The sequence below is a fragment of the Duganella sp. GW821-FHT07F09 genome (assembly GCF_059418705.1).
The window spans coordinates 1-15,083 of sequence record NZ_JBWKQJ010000024.1; the positions used below are offsets into that span (position 1 = coordinate 1).

Consider the following 15,083-nt stretch of genomic DNA (forward strand, 5'->3'; position numbering starts at 1 on the left):
TTTTTAGGATTGAAAGTTAACAGGTACCCACTCTGTTTACAAGCAATATTTGAGGGGAAGGCTCAGGACCTGACCCCCGTTTTTTTTGGGAGATGCGGAATTCGCGATAGAAGTTCGGTTTCGCGTCCGGCGGCGTTGGATGGGGACGATACAGTACCACTCATGGACTGCGGCAATCATGCGGCGGAACGGTAGAAGGAGTGGGCACATGATCAAGGAAATCCGGATTTTGAGCGGGCGCCATCGGGGCGCGGCACTGCGGCTCGCGGCGGGAAGCTGGCGCATCGGCGCCGACGATGCCGCCAGCGTCCACATCAGCGACTGGCTGCACGCCCCGGTCACCTTGACCATCGCCGAGGACGGCCGCATCTGCTGGACCGGCGGCGACGCCGACACGGCGGTCCCGGTCATCGAACACCAAACCATCCAATTCAACGATATCGCACTGAGCATCGGCGACCCGGACCAGGTTGTCGCCGCCGCGCCGCTGGAGCTCGCCAAGCCGGTCCCGCCGGTCGCGCCTGCGCAGTCGTCCCGCAACGGCTTGACGCGCTGGCTGGCGCTGGGCGCGGTGGCGGTGCCCGCCGCCATGCTGAGCACCGCCTTGCTGGCGATGCAGCCGGCGCACGTGAGCCCGGCCGCACCGCAACTCGACAGCCTGCGCCGCCAGATACCGGGCCTGTTGGCCGGCATCGGCCAGACCGGCTTGCAGGTGAACGAACAAAACGGCCTGATCGTGGTGCGGGGCGTGGTGCGCACCGGCGCCGACGCGACCGCCGTGCGGGACTTGCTGCATCGGACCGCGCCGGACAAGACGATCGCCCACTTGGCCATAGTCAACGACGTGCTTGCCAGTATCACCGAATCGCTGCGCGAACCGACGCTCAACGCCGGCTATGAAGGTGACGGCCGCTTCGTCGTCACCGGCACCACCCGCGACAGCGCCATCGTCCACAAACATCTGGCGCAGCTGGCCGCCGATCTCGGCCCCGCCGTGCGCCAGCTCGAGGCCCGCGTGACGGAGGTGCGGCCCGGCTGGAGCGTGGCCGACAGCGACTCCGCGCTCGACGCCGGCGGCCTGCGCTACGTGCAGTCGCTCGACGGCAGCAAACACTTCCCGGCGCCGGCGTTGACCGCCAGCGCCGATCCGGCGGCCCTGGCCGTCGCCCACTGACCCTGGAGCGCTACATGTTTCCATTTCTAACCACTAACGTCCTGACCGACATGGAGCGCTTCCAGGAGCTGCTCGAGGTCGATCCCGCCGATCCGCGCTGCCTGGCCGTTGCCACCGCGCTGGAGCGTAGCGCCGACGCCTTCGCCAACTGGGCCATCGAGGCCGACCCCATGCTGCGCAAGGAAAAACAAACCTTGCACGCAGGGTTGTTGGCGGCCGCCAAGATTTGCCAGCCAGCGTCGCGGCAACAAGTTTAAACCGTAGCACCCGCAGTACCCGCAGTACCCGCAACACCCGCAGTCACGTTGTCCAGTCGTATTTAACTTTTTCTAATTTTAAGGAGTATCACCATGGTCGACAAAGTAAACACCCCACCACCAGCAACTCCTAACCCTAACGTTGTTCCTGGGGTCGCGGCAGGCAGCGCCCTTCTCGGCACCGGTGCCGAAGCAGCAGGCGCGATGGCCAGCATCAGCGCCGCCCAGGCGTCGGCAGCCATCGCCATGGCCGCCCAGGTGGAGATGGCCAAAATCCAGAATGCCATCGCACTGAACGAAGCCATGTGCCACGTGCAAGAAGAAATTGGCAAGGGCGTCAAGGCGCTGGCGCAATAATCTGCATCCCGTCGCGCCCGATGGCGCGGCGGCGGCGCGGGACGCGGTACCGCCAGGTCCGTGTTCCGCCCCTCCACCTTTGCAACCGGCGCCAGCCGGTTTTTTTACATCTTCTTTTTGATCGGGCCCCCATCGTGAGCGAAGCACGCTTTGAAGCCGTCCTCCGTGACTTGTGCGTCAGCATGGAGATCCCGGACGCCGACGCGGTGCTGGAGCACCGCATGCTGGAGGTCGAAGGCTTCGACGTGATGGTCGACCATGTCGAGGTCGACCCGCACGCGCTCTATCTTCATTTCAACTACGGCATCGTCAGCAGCGGACGCACGCTCAAGGCGTTCCGGCTGCTGCTGGAGGCGAACCTGGTGATCTACGCCCAGGACCAGGCCCAGCTCGGCATGGACGCGGAGACCGGCGGCATCGTCATGATCGTGCGGGTGGAGTTTGGCGACGAGGTGGGCGGTGATTGGCTGACCGAACTGCTGGCGCACTACGCCGAGCACGGCCGCTATTGGCGCGACAATATCTTCCAGATGGACGACGACATGTTCGAGCAGGTCGCCAACGGTTCGTATTTGTGGATTAAAGCTTAAAGCTTAGAGTTTAGAAACGCGGCGCGCGCCGGCCAGCAGCACGGCGATCTTGGCGAGCGCCAGGTCGCGCTGGCGCGCGGTGCGCGGACGCGCCGCGTTCAGCAGCAGCACCGGCAGGAACAGGTGCAGCTGGCGCAGCGCGGGCGAGCAAGGGCCCGCCGGCGGCGGCAACAGCGCCATCAGGCGTTGCTTGACGGCGGCCAGCGTGCCGGGTCCGGTGGCGCCGGGCTGGCTCAGATAGGCATGGGTGAGGCGCAGCAGCGAGGCGGTCAGCGGCGGGTTGGGCGCCGGCGCGCGTTGCAGCGTGTGCAGCGCCAGCAGGGCCTGCTCGAGCGCGTGGGCGCCGGCGGCCGGATCGGTTTGGTTGGCGGCCGGCGCCAGATGGTCGCGCAGCACGGCGCCGATGGCGTCGATGGTGTCGTCCGGCGGCGCCGCCGTTGCCTTCTCGCCCGTTGTGGCGCCGCGGTCGTCGCCGCGCCAGGCGTCGCGCGGCGTTTGCCAGGCTTGCCCGCCCGCCTGGCCCTGGTGTTGCCGGGCGCCGGCGCGGATCACCGGGCGCTGCGGCGGTTGCGCCCGCGCCTGCGATTCGAGCATCAATAACAGCTCTTCGAGTTCGCCGGCGTTGTCGCTCGCCTCCGGGGTGGGCGCGCCGCGTTTCTGGCGCGCGCGCAGCCTGGCCAGCAGGGCTGCGATGTGGGCGTTGTTCAGCGGCGCCAGCACCCGGTCGGGCCGCGCCGCCTCCTCGGCGGCGGCGGACAAGTGGTGGTGGCCGGCGCGGCGGCCGGCCAGGCTGCGCTGGGCCGCCGCCGCCGCCGTCATGGTCGGCCGGTTGCTGGCCTCGACGTCGGCCTGCGCCAGCAACTGTTGCAGGTCGCTGGGACCGGACCCGCCGATTCTCATACGAAGATCGATTCCATCACGCTGCGCGCGAACTGCAGCACGGCCGAGGCGCCCCAGGGCGCGGCCAGCATGACGGTCACCGAGACGGCCACCAGCTTGATGCTGTGCGAGATGCTCGAGTCCTGCAGCGACGTGACCGCCTGCAGGAACGACACCACCAGCCCGACCAGCGCGGCCACCAGCACCGCCGGCAGCGACACGAGCAGGCACAGCGTCATGGCGGTGGAGGTCATGCGGCCGATATTGTCAAAGTCCATAAATTCTCCCGTGAATGTTACTTATAGGTCAGCACGAGGCCGTGGATCAGCGTCGACCAGCCGTCCATGACCACGAACAGCAGCAGCTTGAAGGGGATGGCGACGTTGCTGGGCGTGACTTGCGACAGGCCCATCGCCATCAGGATGTTGGCCACCACCAGGTCGATGATGATGAACACCAGATACAGCAGGAAGCCGATCTTGAACGCGGCCGTCAGCTCGGTCAGCGCGAACGCCGGCGCCAGCACCACCAGGTCGTTCGGCTTGAGCTGGGCGACCTTGTCGGCCGGCCAGACCTGCGCGGCCGAGCGCAGGAAGAACGCTTTTTCGCGCTCGTTGGTGTGTTTGACGAGGAACTGGCGGAACGGTTCGCGCGCGTTGTCGAGCAGCTGCACCATGCCGTTGCCGCCGGTCTCCGCGCCATGGGCCTGCGACTGCTTCATCGCCTCCATGCCCACCGGCGCCATCACATAGCAGGAGACGATGATGGCGATGCCGTTGAGCACCGTGTTGGGCGGCACCTGCTGCACGCCGATGGCGTTGCGCAGCAGGCCCAGCACCACTACGATCTTGGTGTACGAGGTCACCACCATGGCGGCGAACGGCAGCAGCGCGAGCGCGAAGACCGCCAGGATCAGCGAGGCGAAATCAGGCGTCTGGTTCATCGGTGTTCACCATCGCGCCGATTTGAAAGCCGAGTTGTTCGCCGACCACCACCAGCGTGCCGTGGCCGAGGGTCTGGCCGCAGGCGACCATGCGCACGCGGGCGTCGGCCAGCGACAGCGGCAGTTCCAGCACTTGGCCCGGCTGCATCATGCCGATCTGCTGCAGCGGCATGGCCAGGGTGACGATTTCCAGTGTGACGGGCAATTCCAACGCGCCGAGGTCGGTTGGCGCGCCGTTGGTGGTGGTGTGGTCCATGGTCGAGGATTCCAGGCAAAGGGTGGGGGGGGCGTCGAGGATGATGACGCCGTCGGCGATGCCGGCGGCGGCGCGGTAGTGCAGGCCCTGTGGCGCGCCCCAACGCAAGGTGACGCCGGGCAGGGTGGCTAGGCCGTCGGCGAGGCCGGCGCGCCAGCCCAGCAGCACATCGCCTTCGCGCAGCGACGACAGCACGTCGGCGCGGCAGCGGCGGGCGGCGAGCACGGCGCCGCCGGCCAGCGGCAGCGCCCCCAGCCATTCCGGCAACAGCACTTGCGGACGCGGCGTCGCTTCCAGCGCGGCTACCAGCGCGGCGTCGATGTCGGTCACCACCAGCGTGGTGGCGCCGTCCTCGTCTTCGTCATAGCGCAATTGCAGCGCCAGGCCGGCGGCGAGCGCGTGGTCCATGGCGTCGCCGGTGTCGGTCAGCGGCAGCAGCGCCGTCACCGACAGGGCCGGCAGGCCTTGCTCGCGCAGCAGCGCGAACCACGGTTGCAGCAGGGCGTCGGCCAGCGTGGCGCGCCAGCGGCCGGACGGCGCCAGTGCGGCGCATTCGAGCGCCGGGTGTTTGGACAGGTCGATCGCGCAGCTCAGATCGCCCTGCGGGCTGTGCAGTTGCAGGCTGGCGGGACGCTTCATGGCGCCAACGCCGGGCGGCGCCGGCAGCGGCGCGATGGTGATGCCCAGCTGCGCCGCCAGCGCGCTGGTGCGGCGCTCGAACAGGCTGCGCGTGAGCCGTGCCAGCGGCGCGGCCAGCGATGCCACCCTGGCCCGCAACGGCTGTATGGTTTTGCTATCTCGGGGCATGACGATTCCTGGTTGTCGGTGCCGGCGTCACCAGCAGACGATGTCCACTTCGATCTGCGCCGGCAGCAGGGCGTGCAGACGATGCTGCAACTCCTTGCTGTTGTCTAAGATTAAGCGATGGGCGTCGTGGTCGCCGGTCTCAAACCGAAGTAACAGGCGACAGGACGAAAGCGTCAGGTGCAGCCGGGTGGCCGGCAGCAGCGCCGGGTCGATGGCGATCTGCAGGTGCCAGCCGCCGCTGTCCAAAATGCCGGGGGCGTTGCAGAACCGGGCGATGATGGCCGCCAGGCGGCCGTTGCGCAGGTTGGTTTGTTCGTCGCGCAGGCAGGCGCGGGCGATGCGGTTGGAGAGGGTGGCGGCGGCGGCGGGCGGCGGCGTGGGTTCGGCCGGCGTGGGTTCGCCGGGCCGGCCGGGGTCGCGTGGTTCGTCGTCGGCCGCCGACGGCTCTTGGCGGATTACGCCGTGCCGGCTAATCCGCCCTACGTGGAACTCGTCCGGTTCGCTGCCTTCGGTGCACGGTGGCTGCGGGGGGCTGGCGTAGCTGTTCTTGAATTGCTGGCGCAGCGCGCGCTGGCGGCCCGCGCCGGCCGGCGCGGGGTCGGTGCGGGGCAGCAGGCGCACCGTTTGCGGCGGGGGCGATTTGATCGGCATGCCTGGCGCCCCTCTACAGCACCAGCTTGCCCAGCGGCTGCAGGTCGACGTCGCCGCCCAGCTCCTGGAACGAATACACGTTGAGCCAGCCCAGCTTGTGCTCGATCATGCGCCGCACGTAGCGCCGGATGTCCATCGACGTCACCACCGCCAGCAGCGGCGCCGGCGCCGGGCCGGCGATCTGCTCGATGCGCGTGATGATCGCTTGCACCTGGTCCGGCGGCAAGGTCAGGTAGTTGCCGGCCGGCGTGGCCTTGATGGCCTGGCGGATCAGCTGTTCGACGCTGGCGTCGAGCATGATGGCCGGCAGCTTGCGCTGGCCGCCGGTGGCGCGGTGCGCGATGAAGCGGCCGAGGTCGCCTCGCACGTATTCGCTCAAGGTCAGGATGTCCTTCTCCTTCGGCCCCCAGGCGACCAGGCTCTCGAGGATGGCGCGCATGTTGCGGATCGGGATCTGCTCCTCCAGCAGGCGCCGCAGCACGTCGGCGATGCGCTGCGTCGGCAGCGCCTTTTTGACCTCCTCGACCAGCCCCGGATAGTCGGCGCCGACCCGCTCGAGCAGCCACTGGGTCTCCTGCAGGCCGACGAACAGCTGCACGTGGGCGCGCAGCGTGGCGGCCGTGTGCGTGACGATGGCGTCCTCGAGCGCGCCGGCGGCGGCCGGCGGCTCCAGCGTCAGCACGCCCATCGGCACGTCCTGCAACGCCAGTTCGTACGACAGCCCGGCCAGCCCCGCGCTTTTCCACATCGCCGCGCCGGGGAAGGGCAGGCCCAGCTCTTCGACCAGGCGCAGCCGGGCGGCGTCGAAGGCGCCGTTGAGGGCGTCGGCGTCGAGCAGCGCGGCCAGCGCGGGCGAGAGCCGGATCGCGATCTGCGGCGAGAAGTCCGGCGCGTTGTCGGCGATGGTCGGCATGCCCTGCTTGTCCTCGGTGCCGGCCAGGCGCTTGAGCGCGGGCAGCTCGACGCCGCCGCCGCCGGCCGCTTTTTCCTTGCGGCGCAGCACCACGCCGGCCACGGCCACGAGCGCGGCCAGTATCAGGAACATGGCCGACGGGAAGCCCGGCACGAAGGCGAACGCGCTCAGCAGGGCGCTGGCGGTGTACAGCGCGCGGGCGTTGCCGGTCAGCTGGCGGGCGATCTCGGCGCCGAGCGACTGTTCGCCCTCGGCGTGCTCGTCGGCCACGCGGGTGATCATGATGCCGGCCGCCACCGAGATCAGCAGCGATGGGATCTGCGACACCATGGCGTCGCCGACCGACAGCACGGCGAAGCGGTTGGCGGCCTCGCCGGCGCTCATGCCGTGGTAGGTGACGCCGACCACGATGCCGGCCAGGATGTTGACCATGGTGATGATCAGGCCGGCGATGGCGTCGCCCTTGACGAACTTCATGGCGCCGTCCATGCCGCCGTGCAGCTGGCTCTCGGTGGCCAGGTTGGCGCGCTTCTTGCGGGCGGCGTCGGGCGTGAGGTTGCCGGCGCGCAGATCGGCGTCGATGCTCATTTGTTTTCCCGGCATGGCGTCCAGGGTGAAGCGCGCGCCCACCTCGGCCACCCGTTCCGAGCCCTTGGCGATGACGATGAACTGCACCGTGGCGATGATCAGGAACACCACCAGCCCGACCACGATGTTGCCGCCGACGACCAGTTGGCCGAAGCTCTCGATGATGTGGCCGGCGTCGGCGTGCAGCAGGATCGACTTGGTCGAGGCGATGTTGAGCGAGAGCCGGAACATGGTGGTGAACAGCAGCAAGGTCGGGAACGACGAGAACGACACGGCGCTGGGGATGTACATCGTGATCATCAGCAGGATCACGGAAATGGCGATGTTGAGCGCCAACAGGCCGTCGATGGCCAAGGTCGGCAGCGGCAGGATCATCAGCGCGATGACGGCCACCACCACGGCGGCGACGGCGACCTCGCCGCCCACTTCCATTTTTTTCAAGACGTTCATAGCGGTTCCACCAGGTGAGAGTGCGACGGCGGCAGGGCGCCGGCGTCGGGGGTGCCGATGTCGCGCACCCATTTGAGGACGGCGGCGACGGTCTCGAACAGCGCCTCGGGAATGGCGTCGTCGAGCGGCACGGTGTAGAGCGCGCGCGCCAGCGGCGGGTTGCCGATGATCGGGATGGACATTTGCTGGGCCAGGCGGCGGATCTCCAGCGCCTGCCCGTCGAGCCCCTTGGCCACTACCTGCGGCAGGCCGAAGCCGTGCGGGTCGTAGCTGACCGCCACCGCGTAGTGGGTCGGATTGACGATCACCGCCTGCGCCCGCGCCAGCTGCTCGGGGGCGACCGGCGCCGGGCCCTCGGCGATCTCCTTGGCCATGGCCTTGCGCTGGCCCTTCATGTGCGGGTCCCCCTCGGACTCTTTGTACTCGCGCTTGACCTCGTCCTTGCTCATGCGCTGGTCGCGCATGAACAGCCAGCGCTGGATGCCGAAGTCGACGCCGCCGATCAGCAGGAACAGCACGCCGCCGACCAGCAGGAAACGGTTGAGCATCTGCCATGCCAGCTGGGCCACGTCGAGCGCCGGCTGGTAGGGCACGCCGACGATCAGCGGCGCCAGCGCGATCAGCGTCTTCCACATGACGCAGCCGATCAGCGCCGCCTTGACCGTCATCTTGCCCAGGTCGATCATCGAGCGCATCGAAAAGATGCGGGTCAGGCCGTCGCCGGGGTTGACGGCGTCGAACTTCAACTCGACCGGCTTCATCGACAGGTTGATACCGGTCTGCATCCAGTTGCCGACCACCGCCGCCAGCATGCTCACCAGCAGGAACGGCGCCAGCAACATTGCCGCGTCCGGGCCGATGCGGCGCGCGTACAGCAGCAGGTCGGCGTCGGGACGGGCGATGGCGCCGATGTCGAGCGCGCCGGCCAGCAGCGCGCGCAGGCGCGCGCCCAGGGCCGGGCCGGCCATGACCATCAGCGCCGCGTTCGACAGCAGCACCGCGGCGCCGACGACGTCGGTGCTTTTGGGCGATTTGCCGTCGCGCTTGGCATCCTCCAGTTTCTGGCTACTGGGTTGTTCGGTTTTTTCGTCTGACATGGCCGCCGGTGGAGGTCGAGGGTGGGAGGTCGGGTGGCAACCCGTACGGCCGATTGTCGGGCGCCGCGCCGGCGGCGGCGGGGCGCCAAACGAAGCGCGGGCGCCGGTGCCGAAGCCCCGGCGCCGTCTTCGTTTGGCGGCGCGCCGGTTCGCTTTGGCGCCGGGCCGGGCCGCGCCGGCGGGCTATTGTCGCCATCAGACGCAGGACAGGCATGTCGCCCGGGTAGCTGCCGATGACCATCACCACCAGGAAAGATCATGAACCACAGCGAGAACGACTACAGCAACTGCGACCGGACGGTCGCCACCGGCTTGATCGAGATATTAATGACCGGCATCAATCAAGGCAGCCTGGCCGAGGCCGAGGCGTTGCTGGCCGCGCTGCGCGTGCTGCGGCCGAAATTCCGCGAGCTCGATACCTTCGACGCCTGGCTGTTCATCAAGCGCCGGCAATACATCGAGGCGACCCATGTGCTGCGCACGCTGCACAGCAACAGCGGGCTGCAAAACCTGCCGATCTGCACCGCGCTGCACGCCTGTTGCCTGTACGCCTCGGGCGATCCGGCCTGGCGCATCAGCGCCAACGAGGTGCTGGAGCGCGACGAGGACCCCGACGCCGTCGCCCTGGTCAACCTGATGCTCGGCAAACCGGCCGAGGACGATGCGGGGGAGGGCGCCGCGTCGCCGGTGCCGGCCGTGGACGAGGCGATCTCCCATTCCTATTACCTGCGCGCCTGAGGAGACCGTCATGATTGCCGCCATTCCCCCGATTCCCCCGGTCGGCGCCGCGCCGGCCACCGCCGCCACCGCCGCCACCGCTGCCACCGCCGCGCCGGCGGTCCCCGCACCGCCCGAGCCCGCCCTGGTCGACCGCTTCAGCGCGTTGATGCAGGAGGTCGGCCACGGTCCGGCCGGCCGCGTGCACGCGCATGGTCCGTCGCAGTTGCACCGGATGATAGACGACCAGGACCTGGCCGCCAGGACCACCTTCGACAACATCCAGTCGCTGTCGATCAGCGACCTGGGCAGCGGGCCGGAAGCGGCCGCCGGCGTCATGAAGATGCAAAGCGAGATGGCCATGCTGTCGTTCAAGCTGAACATGGTCAACACGATGGCCGAGTCCAGCAAGTCGGCGGTCCAGACCTTGATGAAGAACCAATAAGCCCATGAACGCCACGTACCGGGAGTCCGATGTGAAACGCCACCTGCAACGCGGCAAGGCCATTGCGGCGCATGTCTGCCTGGCCTTGTGCCTGGCGGCGGCCCTGTCCGGCTGCGGCAAGCAACTGTTCGCGCAGTTGAGCGAGGCCGACGCCAACGACATGCTGACGGTGCTGCTGCAGGCCGATATCGACGCCGACAAAAGCTCGCCCGACGACGGCAAGACCTGGCTCATCAGCGTGGACGAGGACGACTTCGCGCGCGCCATGGAGGCGCTGCACGCGCACGGCCTGCCGCACGCCAAGTACACCAACCTGGGCGAGATGTTCAAGAAGGACGGCCTGATCTCGACCCCGACCGAGGAGCGGGTGCGCTTCATCTTCGGCGTCTCGCAGCAGCTGTCGCGCACGCTCAACGATATCGACGGCGTGGCCATGGCCCATGTCGAGATCGCGCTGCCCAACAACGATCCGTTGTCGAGCGTGGTCAAGCCGCCCAGCGCGTCGGTGTTCATCAAGTACCGCGCCAACACCGATGTCGCCTCGCTGGTGCCCAGCATTAAGAACCTGGTGGTGCACAGCGTCGAGGGCTTGAGCTACGAAAACGTCAGCGTGGTCATGGTGGCCGGCGCCACGCCGGCGCCCGTCGGCGCCAGGCCGCAACGGCTGCCGCGCGGCCTGCTATGGGGCGGCGGCGCCGCGCTGGCGCTGGCCCTGCTGGGGCTGGCGGCGTTGCTGCTGCGCCGGCGCGGCGTGCCGCTGCCGGGCCAGGCGGCGGCGACGCGCTGGCTGCAGGCGCGCCGCGCCGGTCCGCGCGGGGTGGTCTGATGGCGGCCGGTTCGCCGCCAGGCGAAACGGGCGCCGATGGCCCGGCGATGCTGCAGGTCGAGCAACTGGCGCCGCTGCTGTTGGCCTACCAGGGCCGGCTGATGTGCCTGGCCGAGGATATCGACGCCAGCTGGTTGCGGCGGTTGGAGCTGCAGGAGGGACTGCCGCCGTTGCCGTCGGGCGGTACGCTGGCCCGGCGCGGCGCGTCGTTGCGCGGCCGTTTGGGCCTGGCGCCGGTCGCGCCCGATAGTTTTACGCCGGCGGCGCACCGCCTGGCGGTGCTGGACAAGCCGTCGCTGCTACTGGTGCTGGCCGCGCGGGCGCTGTACGCGCACCGTGCCGCGCTAGGCCTGTGCGTCGACGGCACGGTGCTGGCGCGATTGCGCGCGCTGTTCGGGCCGGTGGCGCTGTCCGGCCTGCGCGCCGCCGCTTTTGCCGCTGCGGGCGACGGCGCGGCGGTCGCGCCGTCGCCGCTGCCGGCCCATGCCGACCTGCTGGCGTGGTCCATCGACGGCTACGGCCATTTCGAGCGCGACGCCGTCTGGCGCGACCCCAGCCTGCGCCGGCTGATCGAACTGGTGTTGCCTGCCGCCGCCGATGCCGTGGCGGCGGCCGACGACAGAATCGCGCGCGCGGCGCCGGCGGCCACCGACAGCGACGCGCTGCTGGCGCTGTTACCAACATTGTTTCCGGAGTTGACATGGTTATTTGGCTGAGAGGCGAGGCCGGTCCGCTGGGCCTGGGTACGGACGTGGTGCGCCGCGAACAACTGGCGCAGGTGCTCGAGCTCGACCAGGGCTGGCAGGCGATCGAACAGCGCGGCGCGGCCCTGCTGGAGGACGCGCGCGCGCGCGCGGCCGCCATCGTCGCCGCCGCCGGGGAGCAGGCCGGCGCCATCGTCGCCGACGCCGAACGGCGCAGCGCCAACAGCGCGCGCCTCGGTTACGCCGCCGGCCGCCAGCGCGCGCTCGACGAACACCACGCGCGCATGCAAACCCGCATGCGCGATGAGCGCGCCACCTTGATGGCCATGCGCGAACGCCTGGCCGCCATAGTCCACCAGGCGGTGCAGCGGCTGTTGGCCTGCACCGGGCGCGACGGCCTGTTCCAGCGCGCCGCCGAAATCGTCGGCGCCGAGCTGGAACAGGCATCCTTCCTGTCGGTGACGGTGCATCCGGACGACGCCTACAAGGTGCGCCAGGTGTTCGGCGAAGCCGGCCTGGCCTTGCGCCCGACCATCATCGAAGACGCGGGCGCCGGTGTCGGCGCCTGCCTGTGCGAATGGGATTCGGGCGTGCTCGACGCCGGCCTGCCGGCGCAACTGGCGGCGCTGCGCAAGTCGCTGCGGCAGGCGCTGGAGGAGGCGGGCGCGGCCGATGACGGCGAGGCCGGCGACGACGCGGCCGGCGACGGCGGAGACCGGCCGTGAAGCGCGACGTCCCGCATCGGCTGCACCTGCTGGCCGACGCCATCGAAGCGGCCATCGCCGTCCAGCCGACCCACGCCGCCGTCGGCAAGGTGGTCGAGGTCACCGGCACCCTGCTGCGCGTGGGCGGCCTGGCCGTCAAGCTGGGCGAGTTGTGCGACCTGCGCCAGGCCGACGGTACCCTGTTGCAGCGGGCCGAGGTGGTCGGCTTCAACCGCCGCCAGGCGATCCTCGCGCCGTTCGGCAGCGTCGAGGGCCTGTGCCGCCAGACCCGCGTGAGCGGGCACGGCCGGGCCTTGTCGATCAAGGTCGGCGACGGCCTGCTGGGCCGCGTGGTCGACGGCCTGGGCGAGCCGATCGACGGCGCCGGGCCGCTGCGCTGCGACCAGCTGGCCAGCATCCAGGCGCCGGCGCCCAATCCGATGACGCGGCGCCTGGTCGATACGCCACTGCCGACCGGCGTGCGCATCATCGACGCGTTGACCACTTTGGGCGAGGGCCAGCGCATGGGCGTGTTCGCGCCGGCCGGCGTCGGCAAGAGCACCTTGCTGGGCATGCTGGCGCGCGGCACCGCCGCCGACGTCAACGTGATCGTGCTGATCGGCGAGCGCGGACGCGAGGTGCGCGAGTTCATCGAGCTGGTGCTGGGCCCGGCGGGCATGGCGCGCACGGTGGTGGTGTGCGCGACCTCGGACCGCTCGGCGATCGAGCGCGCCAAGGCGGCCCAGACCGGCACCGCCATCGCCGAGCACTTCCGCGACCGGGGGCTGCGGGTGCTGCTGATGATGGATTCGCTGACCCGCTTCGCCCGCGCCCAGCGCGAGATCGGCCTGGCCGCCGGCGAGCCGCCGACCCGGCGCGGCTTTCCGCCGTCGGTGTTCGCCGAGCTGCCGCGCCTGCTGGAGCGGGCCGGCATGGGCGAACACGGCTCGATCACGGCCTTGTACACGGTGCTGGCCGAGGACGAGAGCGGCAGCGACCCGGTCACCGAGGAGGTGCGCGGCATCCTCGACGGCCACCTGGTGCTGTCGCGCCAGATCGCCGCCCGCAACCAGTATCCGGCGATCGACGTGCTCGGCAGCCTGAGCCGTGTGATGAGCCAGATCGTCGACCCCGAGCACCGGGCCCACGCCGGCCGGCTGCGGCGCCTGATGGCCAAGTACGACGAGGTCGAACCGCTGCTGCAGATCGGCGAATACCAGGCCGGCGCCGATCCGATGGCCGACGAGGCCATCGCCCGCCACGACGCAATCCACGCCTTCCTGTGCCAGGAGACCGACGACTGCGCCGCGCCGGACGACACGTTGCGGCGGCTGGCCGGGATCGCCCGGTGAGGCCGGCCGCGCTGCGCGCCTGGCGCACCCTGCGCGACGTCAAGACGCGCGCCATCGGCCGGCTCGAGCGGTTGCTGGCCGAGCGCCGCGCCGCGTTGGCGGCCGGCGTCGAGGCGGCCCGGCGGCGCGCCGACGAGGTCGGCGTTTGCCGCGATGCGCTCGACGCGCACGCCGGCCGGCTCGACGCGTTGCTGGCCGGCGGCGCCGCCCTGACGCCCCGGCTGTACCTGGAGCACGACGCCTGGCGCGCCCGCCTGGCCGGCGAGCACGATACGGCAATTGCCGCGCAGAAAGCGGCAGAAGCTATAATTATTGAAAAGCGGCGCGAGCTGGAACAGACCCAGCGCGAGATCGGCGCCGCCACGGCGCGGCGCGACGGCATCGTCGAGCGCCTGGCGGCGGCCGGCCGCGCCGCCGACGCGGCGTCGCAGGACGCGCAGGACGACGAGGCGGCCGACACCGGCCTGGCGCGCATGCTGGCCAAGCGCGCTGCCGAGGCCGCCGCAGCACAGGCCGAGGCCGGGGAGGCCGCGTGACCCTGAACGACGGCCTGGCCGCGCTGTGGTCCTCGCACGAGGGCTTGCTGGCGCTGCTGATGCTGCTGGCCCTGTGCAGCGTGCGCATCCTGGTGGTGTTCGTGGTGCTGCCGGCGGCGTCGGACCAGGTGCTGTCGGGCGGCGTGCGCAACGGCGTGGTGTACGCCATCAGCCTGTTCATCGCCGCCGGCCAGCCGGCCGACACGTTGAGCAGGATCGACGGGCTCACCATGCTCATCATCGTCGGCAAGGAAATGTTCATCGGGCTGGTGATCGGATATACGGCCTCGTCGGTATTTTGGATAGCGCAAAGTGTGGGAGTGATCATCGACAATATGGCAGGCTTTAACAATATTCAAACCAGCAACCCGCTGCGCGGCGAGCAGAGCACGCCCATCTCCAACGTGCTGATCCAGATGGCCATCGTGCTGTTCTACGTCTCCGGCGGCATGCTGTTCCTGCTCGGGGCGCTGTTCGAATCGTTCCGCTGGTGGCCGCTGACGGCCAGCTTGCCCTCGCTCGACGCCATGACGCAAAGCTTTTTGATCAGCCGGGTCGACACCATCGCCAGCGCCACCGTCAAGCTGGCCGCGCCGGTGATGCTGGTGCTGGTGCTGATCGACCTGGGCTTCGGGCTGGTGGCCAAGGCCGCCGACAAGCTCGAGCCGACGTCGCTGAGCCAGCCGGTGCGCGGCGCCATCGCGCTGCTGATGCTGGTGCTGCTGACGGGCGCGCTGGTCGAGCAGGTCAAGACCGAGTTCACGTTCGAGCACTTCCAGGCCCTGGTCCAGCGCGGCACCCTGGGCGCGCACGGCCCGGCGCCGCGCTAGGAGAACG

19 protein-coding genes are annotated in these 15,083 nt (G+C 69.7%); 12 read left to right on the forward strand and 7 right to left on the reverse strand.

Annotated features, from left to right (window positions below):
• Positions 1-208: 208 nt before the first annotated feature.
• The 4 genes from AC07P1_RS32525 to AC07P1_RS32540 all read left to right on the forward strand — a co-directional run bounded on the left by AC07P1_RS32525 (position 209) and on the right by AC07P1_RS32540 (position 2,378).
• A complete protein-coding gene (locus tag AC07P1_RS32525) occupies positions 209-1,174 on the forward strand; it encodes a hypothetical protein (protein WP_494699732.1) in 966 nt (321 codons plus the stop codon).
• Between the two features lie 14 nt (positions 1,175-1,188).
• The gene (locus AC07P1_RS32530) at positions 1,189-1,431 is read left to right on the forward strand and encodes a hypothetical protein (RefSeq protein ID WP_494699733.1); all 243 of its coding nucleotides are present in this window, start codon (positions 1,189-1,191) and stop codon (positions 1,429-1,431) included.
• Between the two features lie 93 nt (positions 1,432-1,524).
• Positions 1,525-1,788, forward strand: coding sequence for a hypothetical protein (locus AC07P1_RS32535; RefSeq protein ID WP_494699734.1), 264 nt, complete (start codon positions 1,525-1,527; stop codon positions 1,786-1,788).
• A 134-nt stretch (positions 1,789-1,922) separates the two neighbouring features.
• Positions 1,923-2,378, forward strand: a complete 456-nt coding sequence (locus AC07P1_RS32540) for a type III secretion system chaperone family protein (protein WP_494699735.1) — start codon at positions 1,923-1,925, stop codon at positions 2,376-2,378.
• A 3-nt stretch (positions 2,379-2,381) separates the two neighbouring features.
• On the opposite strand, the gene AC07P1_RS32545 is transcribed toward AC07P1_RS32540, so the two are convergent.
• Genes AC07P1_RS32545 through sctU form a run of 7 tightly spaced genes read right to left on the reverse strand, consistent with a single transcriptional unit; the run spans position 2,382 to position 8,962 of the window.
• Positions 2,382-3,278: a hypothetical protein gene (locus AC07P1_RS32545; RefSeq protein ID WP_494699736.1), complete on the reverse strand. Its 897-nt coding sequence runs from the start codon at positions 3,276-3,278 to the stop codon at positions 2,382-2,384.
• Positions 3,275-3,535: a type III secretion system export apparatus subunit SctS gene (gene sctS / locus AC07P1_RS32550; protein WP_494699737.1), complete on the reverse strand. Its 261-nt coding sequence runs from the start codon at positions 3,533-3,535 to the stop codon at positions 3,275-3,277. Before sctS ends, AC07P1_RS32545 begins: the two co-directional genes overlap by 4 nt.
• 17 nt (positions 3,536-3,552) lie before the next feature.
• The gene (gene sctR, locus AC07P1_RS32555; RefSeq protein WP_494699738.1) at positions 3,553-4,200 is read right to left on the reverse strand and encodes a type III secretion system export apparatus subunit SctR; all 648 of its coding nucleotides are present in this window, start codon (positions 4,198-4,200) and stop codon (positions 3,553-3,555) included.
• Positions 4,184-5,263 carry a type III secretion system cytoplasmic ring protein SctQ gene (gene sctQ, locus AC07P1_RS32560; protein ID WP_494699739.1) on the reverse strand — a complete coding sequence of 360 codons (1,080 nt, stop codon included), beginning with the start codon at positions 5,261-5,263 and terminating at the stop codon, positions 4,184-4,186. Before sctQ ends, sctR begins: the two co-directional genes overlap by 17 nt.
• Before the next feature lie 27 nt (positions 5,264-5,290).
• The gene (gene sctP / locus AC07P1_RS32565; protein ID WP_494699740.1) at positions 5,291-5,914 is read right to left on the reverse strand and encodes a type III secretion system protein SctP; all 624 of its coding nucleotides are present in this window, start codon (positions 5,912-5,914) and stop codon (positions 5,291-5,293) included.
• Between the two features lie 13 nt (positions 5,915-5,927).
• Positions 5,928-7,865, reverse strand: coding sequence for an FHIPEP family type III secretion protein (locus AC07P1_RS32570; RefSeq protein WP_494699741.1), 1,938 nt, complete (start codon positions 7,863-7,865; stop codon positions 5,928-5,930).
• Positions 7,862-8,962: a type III secretion system export apparatus subunit SctU gene (gene sctU / locus AC07P1_RS32575; protein WP_494699742.1), complete on the reverse strand. Its 1,101-nt coding sequence runs from the start codon at positions 8,960-8,962 to the stop codon at positions 7,862-7,864. The genes AC07P1_RS32570 and sctU overlap by 4 nt, the downstream gene beginning before the upstream one ends.
• 258 nt (positions 8,963-9,220) lie before the next feature.
• Here sctU and AC07P1_RS32580 point away from each other — a divergent pair, with 258 nt between their 5' ends.
• Genes AC07P1_RS32580 through sctT form a run of 8 tightly spaced genes read left to right on the forward strand, consistent with a single transcriptional unit; the run spans position 9,221 to position 15,076 of the window.
• Positions 9,221-9,700, forward strand: a complete 480-nt coding sequence (locus tag AC07P1_RS32580; protein WP_494699743.1) for an HrpB1 family type III secretion system apparatus protein — start codon at positions 9,221-9,223, stop codon at positions 9,698-9,700.
• Between the two features lie 10 nt (positions 9,701-9,710).
• On the forward strand, positions 9,711-10,124 hold the full coding sequence (locus tag AC07P1_RS32585; protein WP_494699744.1) for a hypothetical protein: 414 nt from the start codon (positions 9,711-9,713) through the stop codon (positions 10,122-10,124).
• A 4-nt stretch (positions 10,125-10,128) separates the two neighbouring features.
• Positions 10,129-10,950, forward strand: coding sequence for a type III secretion system inner membrane ring lipoprotein SctJ (gene sctJ, locus AC07P1_RS32590; RefSeq protein WP_494699745.1), 822 nt, complete (start codon positions 10,129-10,131; stop codon positions 10,948-10,950).
• On the forward strand, positions 10,950-11,666 hold the full coding sequence (locus tag AC07P1_RS32595; RefSeq protein WP_494699746.1) for a type III secretion protein HrpB4: 717 nt from the start codon (positions 10,950-10,952) through the stop codon (positions 11,664-11,666). Before sctJ ends, AC07P1_RS32595 begins: the two co-directional genes overlap by 1 nt.
• Positions 11,651-12,379: a type III secretion system stator protein SctL gene (sctL, locus tag AC07P1_RS32600; RefSeq protein ID WP_494699747.1), complete on the forward strand. Its 729-nt coding sequence runs from the start codon at positions 11,651-11,653 to the stop codon at positions 12,377-12,379. Before AC07P1_RS32595 ends, sctL begins: the two co-directional genes overlap by 16 nt.
• Positions 12,376-13,710 carry a type III secretion system ATPase SctN gene (gene sctN, locus AC07P1_RS32605; RefSeq protein ID WP_494699748.1) on the forward strand — a complete coding sequence of 445 codons (1,335 nt, stop codon included), beginning with the start codon at positions 12,376-12,378 and terminating at the stop codon, positions 13,708-13,710. Before sctL ends, sctN begins: the two co-directional genes overlap by 4 nt.
• On the forward strand, positions 13,707-14,246 hold the full coding sequence (locus tag AC07P1_RS32610) for a hypothetical protein (RefSeq protein ID WP_494699749.1): 540 nt from the start codon (positions 13,707-13,709) through the stop codon (positions 14,244-14,246). Before sctN ends, AC07P1_RS32610 begins: the two co-directional genes overlap by 4 nt.
• Positions 14,243-15,076, forward strand: coding sequence for a type III secretion system export apparatus subunit SctT (sctT, locus tag AC07P1_RS32615; protein ID WP_494699750.1), 834 nt, complete (start codon positions 14,243-14,245; stop codon positions 15,074-15,076). The genes AC07P1_RS32610 and sctT overlap by 4 nt, the downstream gene beginning before the upstream one ends.
• The last annotated feature ends 7 nt before the right edge of the window (positions 15,077-15,083 follow it).

What these genes read in the sequence shown, in the direction of transcription:
- sctU (WP_494699742.1), bottom strand. Translation starts at nt 8,962, where the DNA reads ATGTCAGACGAAAAAACCGAACAACCCAGTAGCCAGAAACTGGAGGAT.
- AC07P1_RS32595 (WP_494699746.1), top strand. Translation starts at nt 10,950, where the DNA reads ATGGCGGCCGGTTCGCCGCCAGGCGAAACGGGCGCCGATGGCCCGGCG.
- AC07P1_RS32535 (WP_494699734.1), top strand. Translation starts at nt 1,525, where the DNA reads ATGGTCGACAAAGTAAACACCCCACCACCAGCAACTCCTAACCCTAAC.
- AC07P1_RS32545 (WP_494699736.1), bottom strand. Translation starts at nt 3,278, where the DNA reads ATGAGAATCGGCGGGTCCGGTCCCAGCGACCTGCAACAGTTGCTGGCG.
- sctP (WP_494699740.1), bottom strand. Translation starts at nt 5,914, where the DNA reads ATGCCGATCAAATCGCCCCCGCCGCAAACGGTGCGCCTGCTGCCCCGC.
- AC07P1_RS32570 (WP_494699741.1), bottom strand. Translation starts at nt 7,865, where the DNA reads ATGAACGTCTTGAAAAAAATGGAAGTGGGCGGCGAGGTCGCCGTCGCC.
- AC07P1_RS32585 (WP_494699744.1), top strand. Translation starts at nt 9,711, where the DNA reads ATGATTGCCGCCATTCCCCCGATTCCCCCGGTCGGCGCCGCGCCGGCC.
- sctS (WP_494699737.1), bottom strand. Translation starts at nt 3,535, where the DNA reads ATGGACTTTGACAATATCGGCCGCATGACCTCCACCGCCATGACGCTG.
- sctQ (WP_494699739.1), bottom strand. Translation starts at nt 5,263, where the DNA reads ATGCCCCGAGATAGCAAAACCATACAGCCGTTGCGGGCCAGGGTGGCA.
- sctJ (WP_494699745.1), top strand. Translation starts at nt 10,129, where the DNA reads ATGAACGCCACGTACCGGGAGTCCGATGTGAAACGCCACCTGCAACGC.
- AC07P1_RS32525 (WP_494699732.1), top strand. Translation starts at nt 209, where the DNA reads ATGATCAAGGAAATCCGGATTTTGAGCGGGCGCCATCGGGGCGCGGCA.
- sctR (WP_494699738.1), bottom strand. Translation starts at nt 4,200, where the DNA reads ATGAACCAGACGCCTGATTTCGCCTCGCTGATCCTGGCGGTCTTCGCG.
- sctL (WP_494699747.1), top strand. Translation starts at nt 11,651, where the DNA reads ATGGTTATTTGGCTGAGAGGCGAGGCCGGTCCGCTGGGCCTGGGTACG.
- AC07P1_RS32530 (WP_494699733.1), top strand. Translation starts at nt 1,189, where the DNA reads ATGTTTCCATTTCTAACCACTAACGTCCTGACCGACATGGAGCGCTTC.
- AC07P1_RS32580 (WP_494699743.1), top strand. Translation starts at nt 9,221, where the DNA reads ATGAACCACAGCGAGAACGACTACAGCAACTGCGACCGGACGGTCGCC.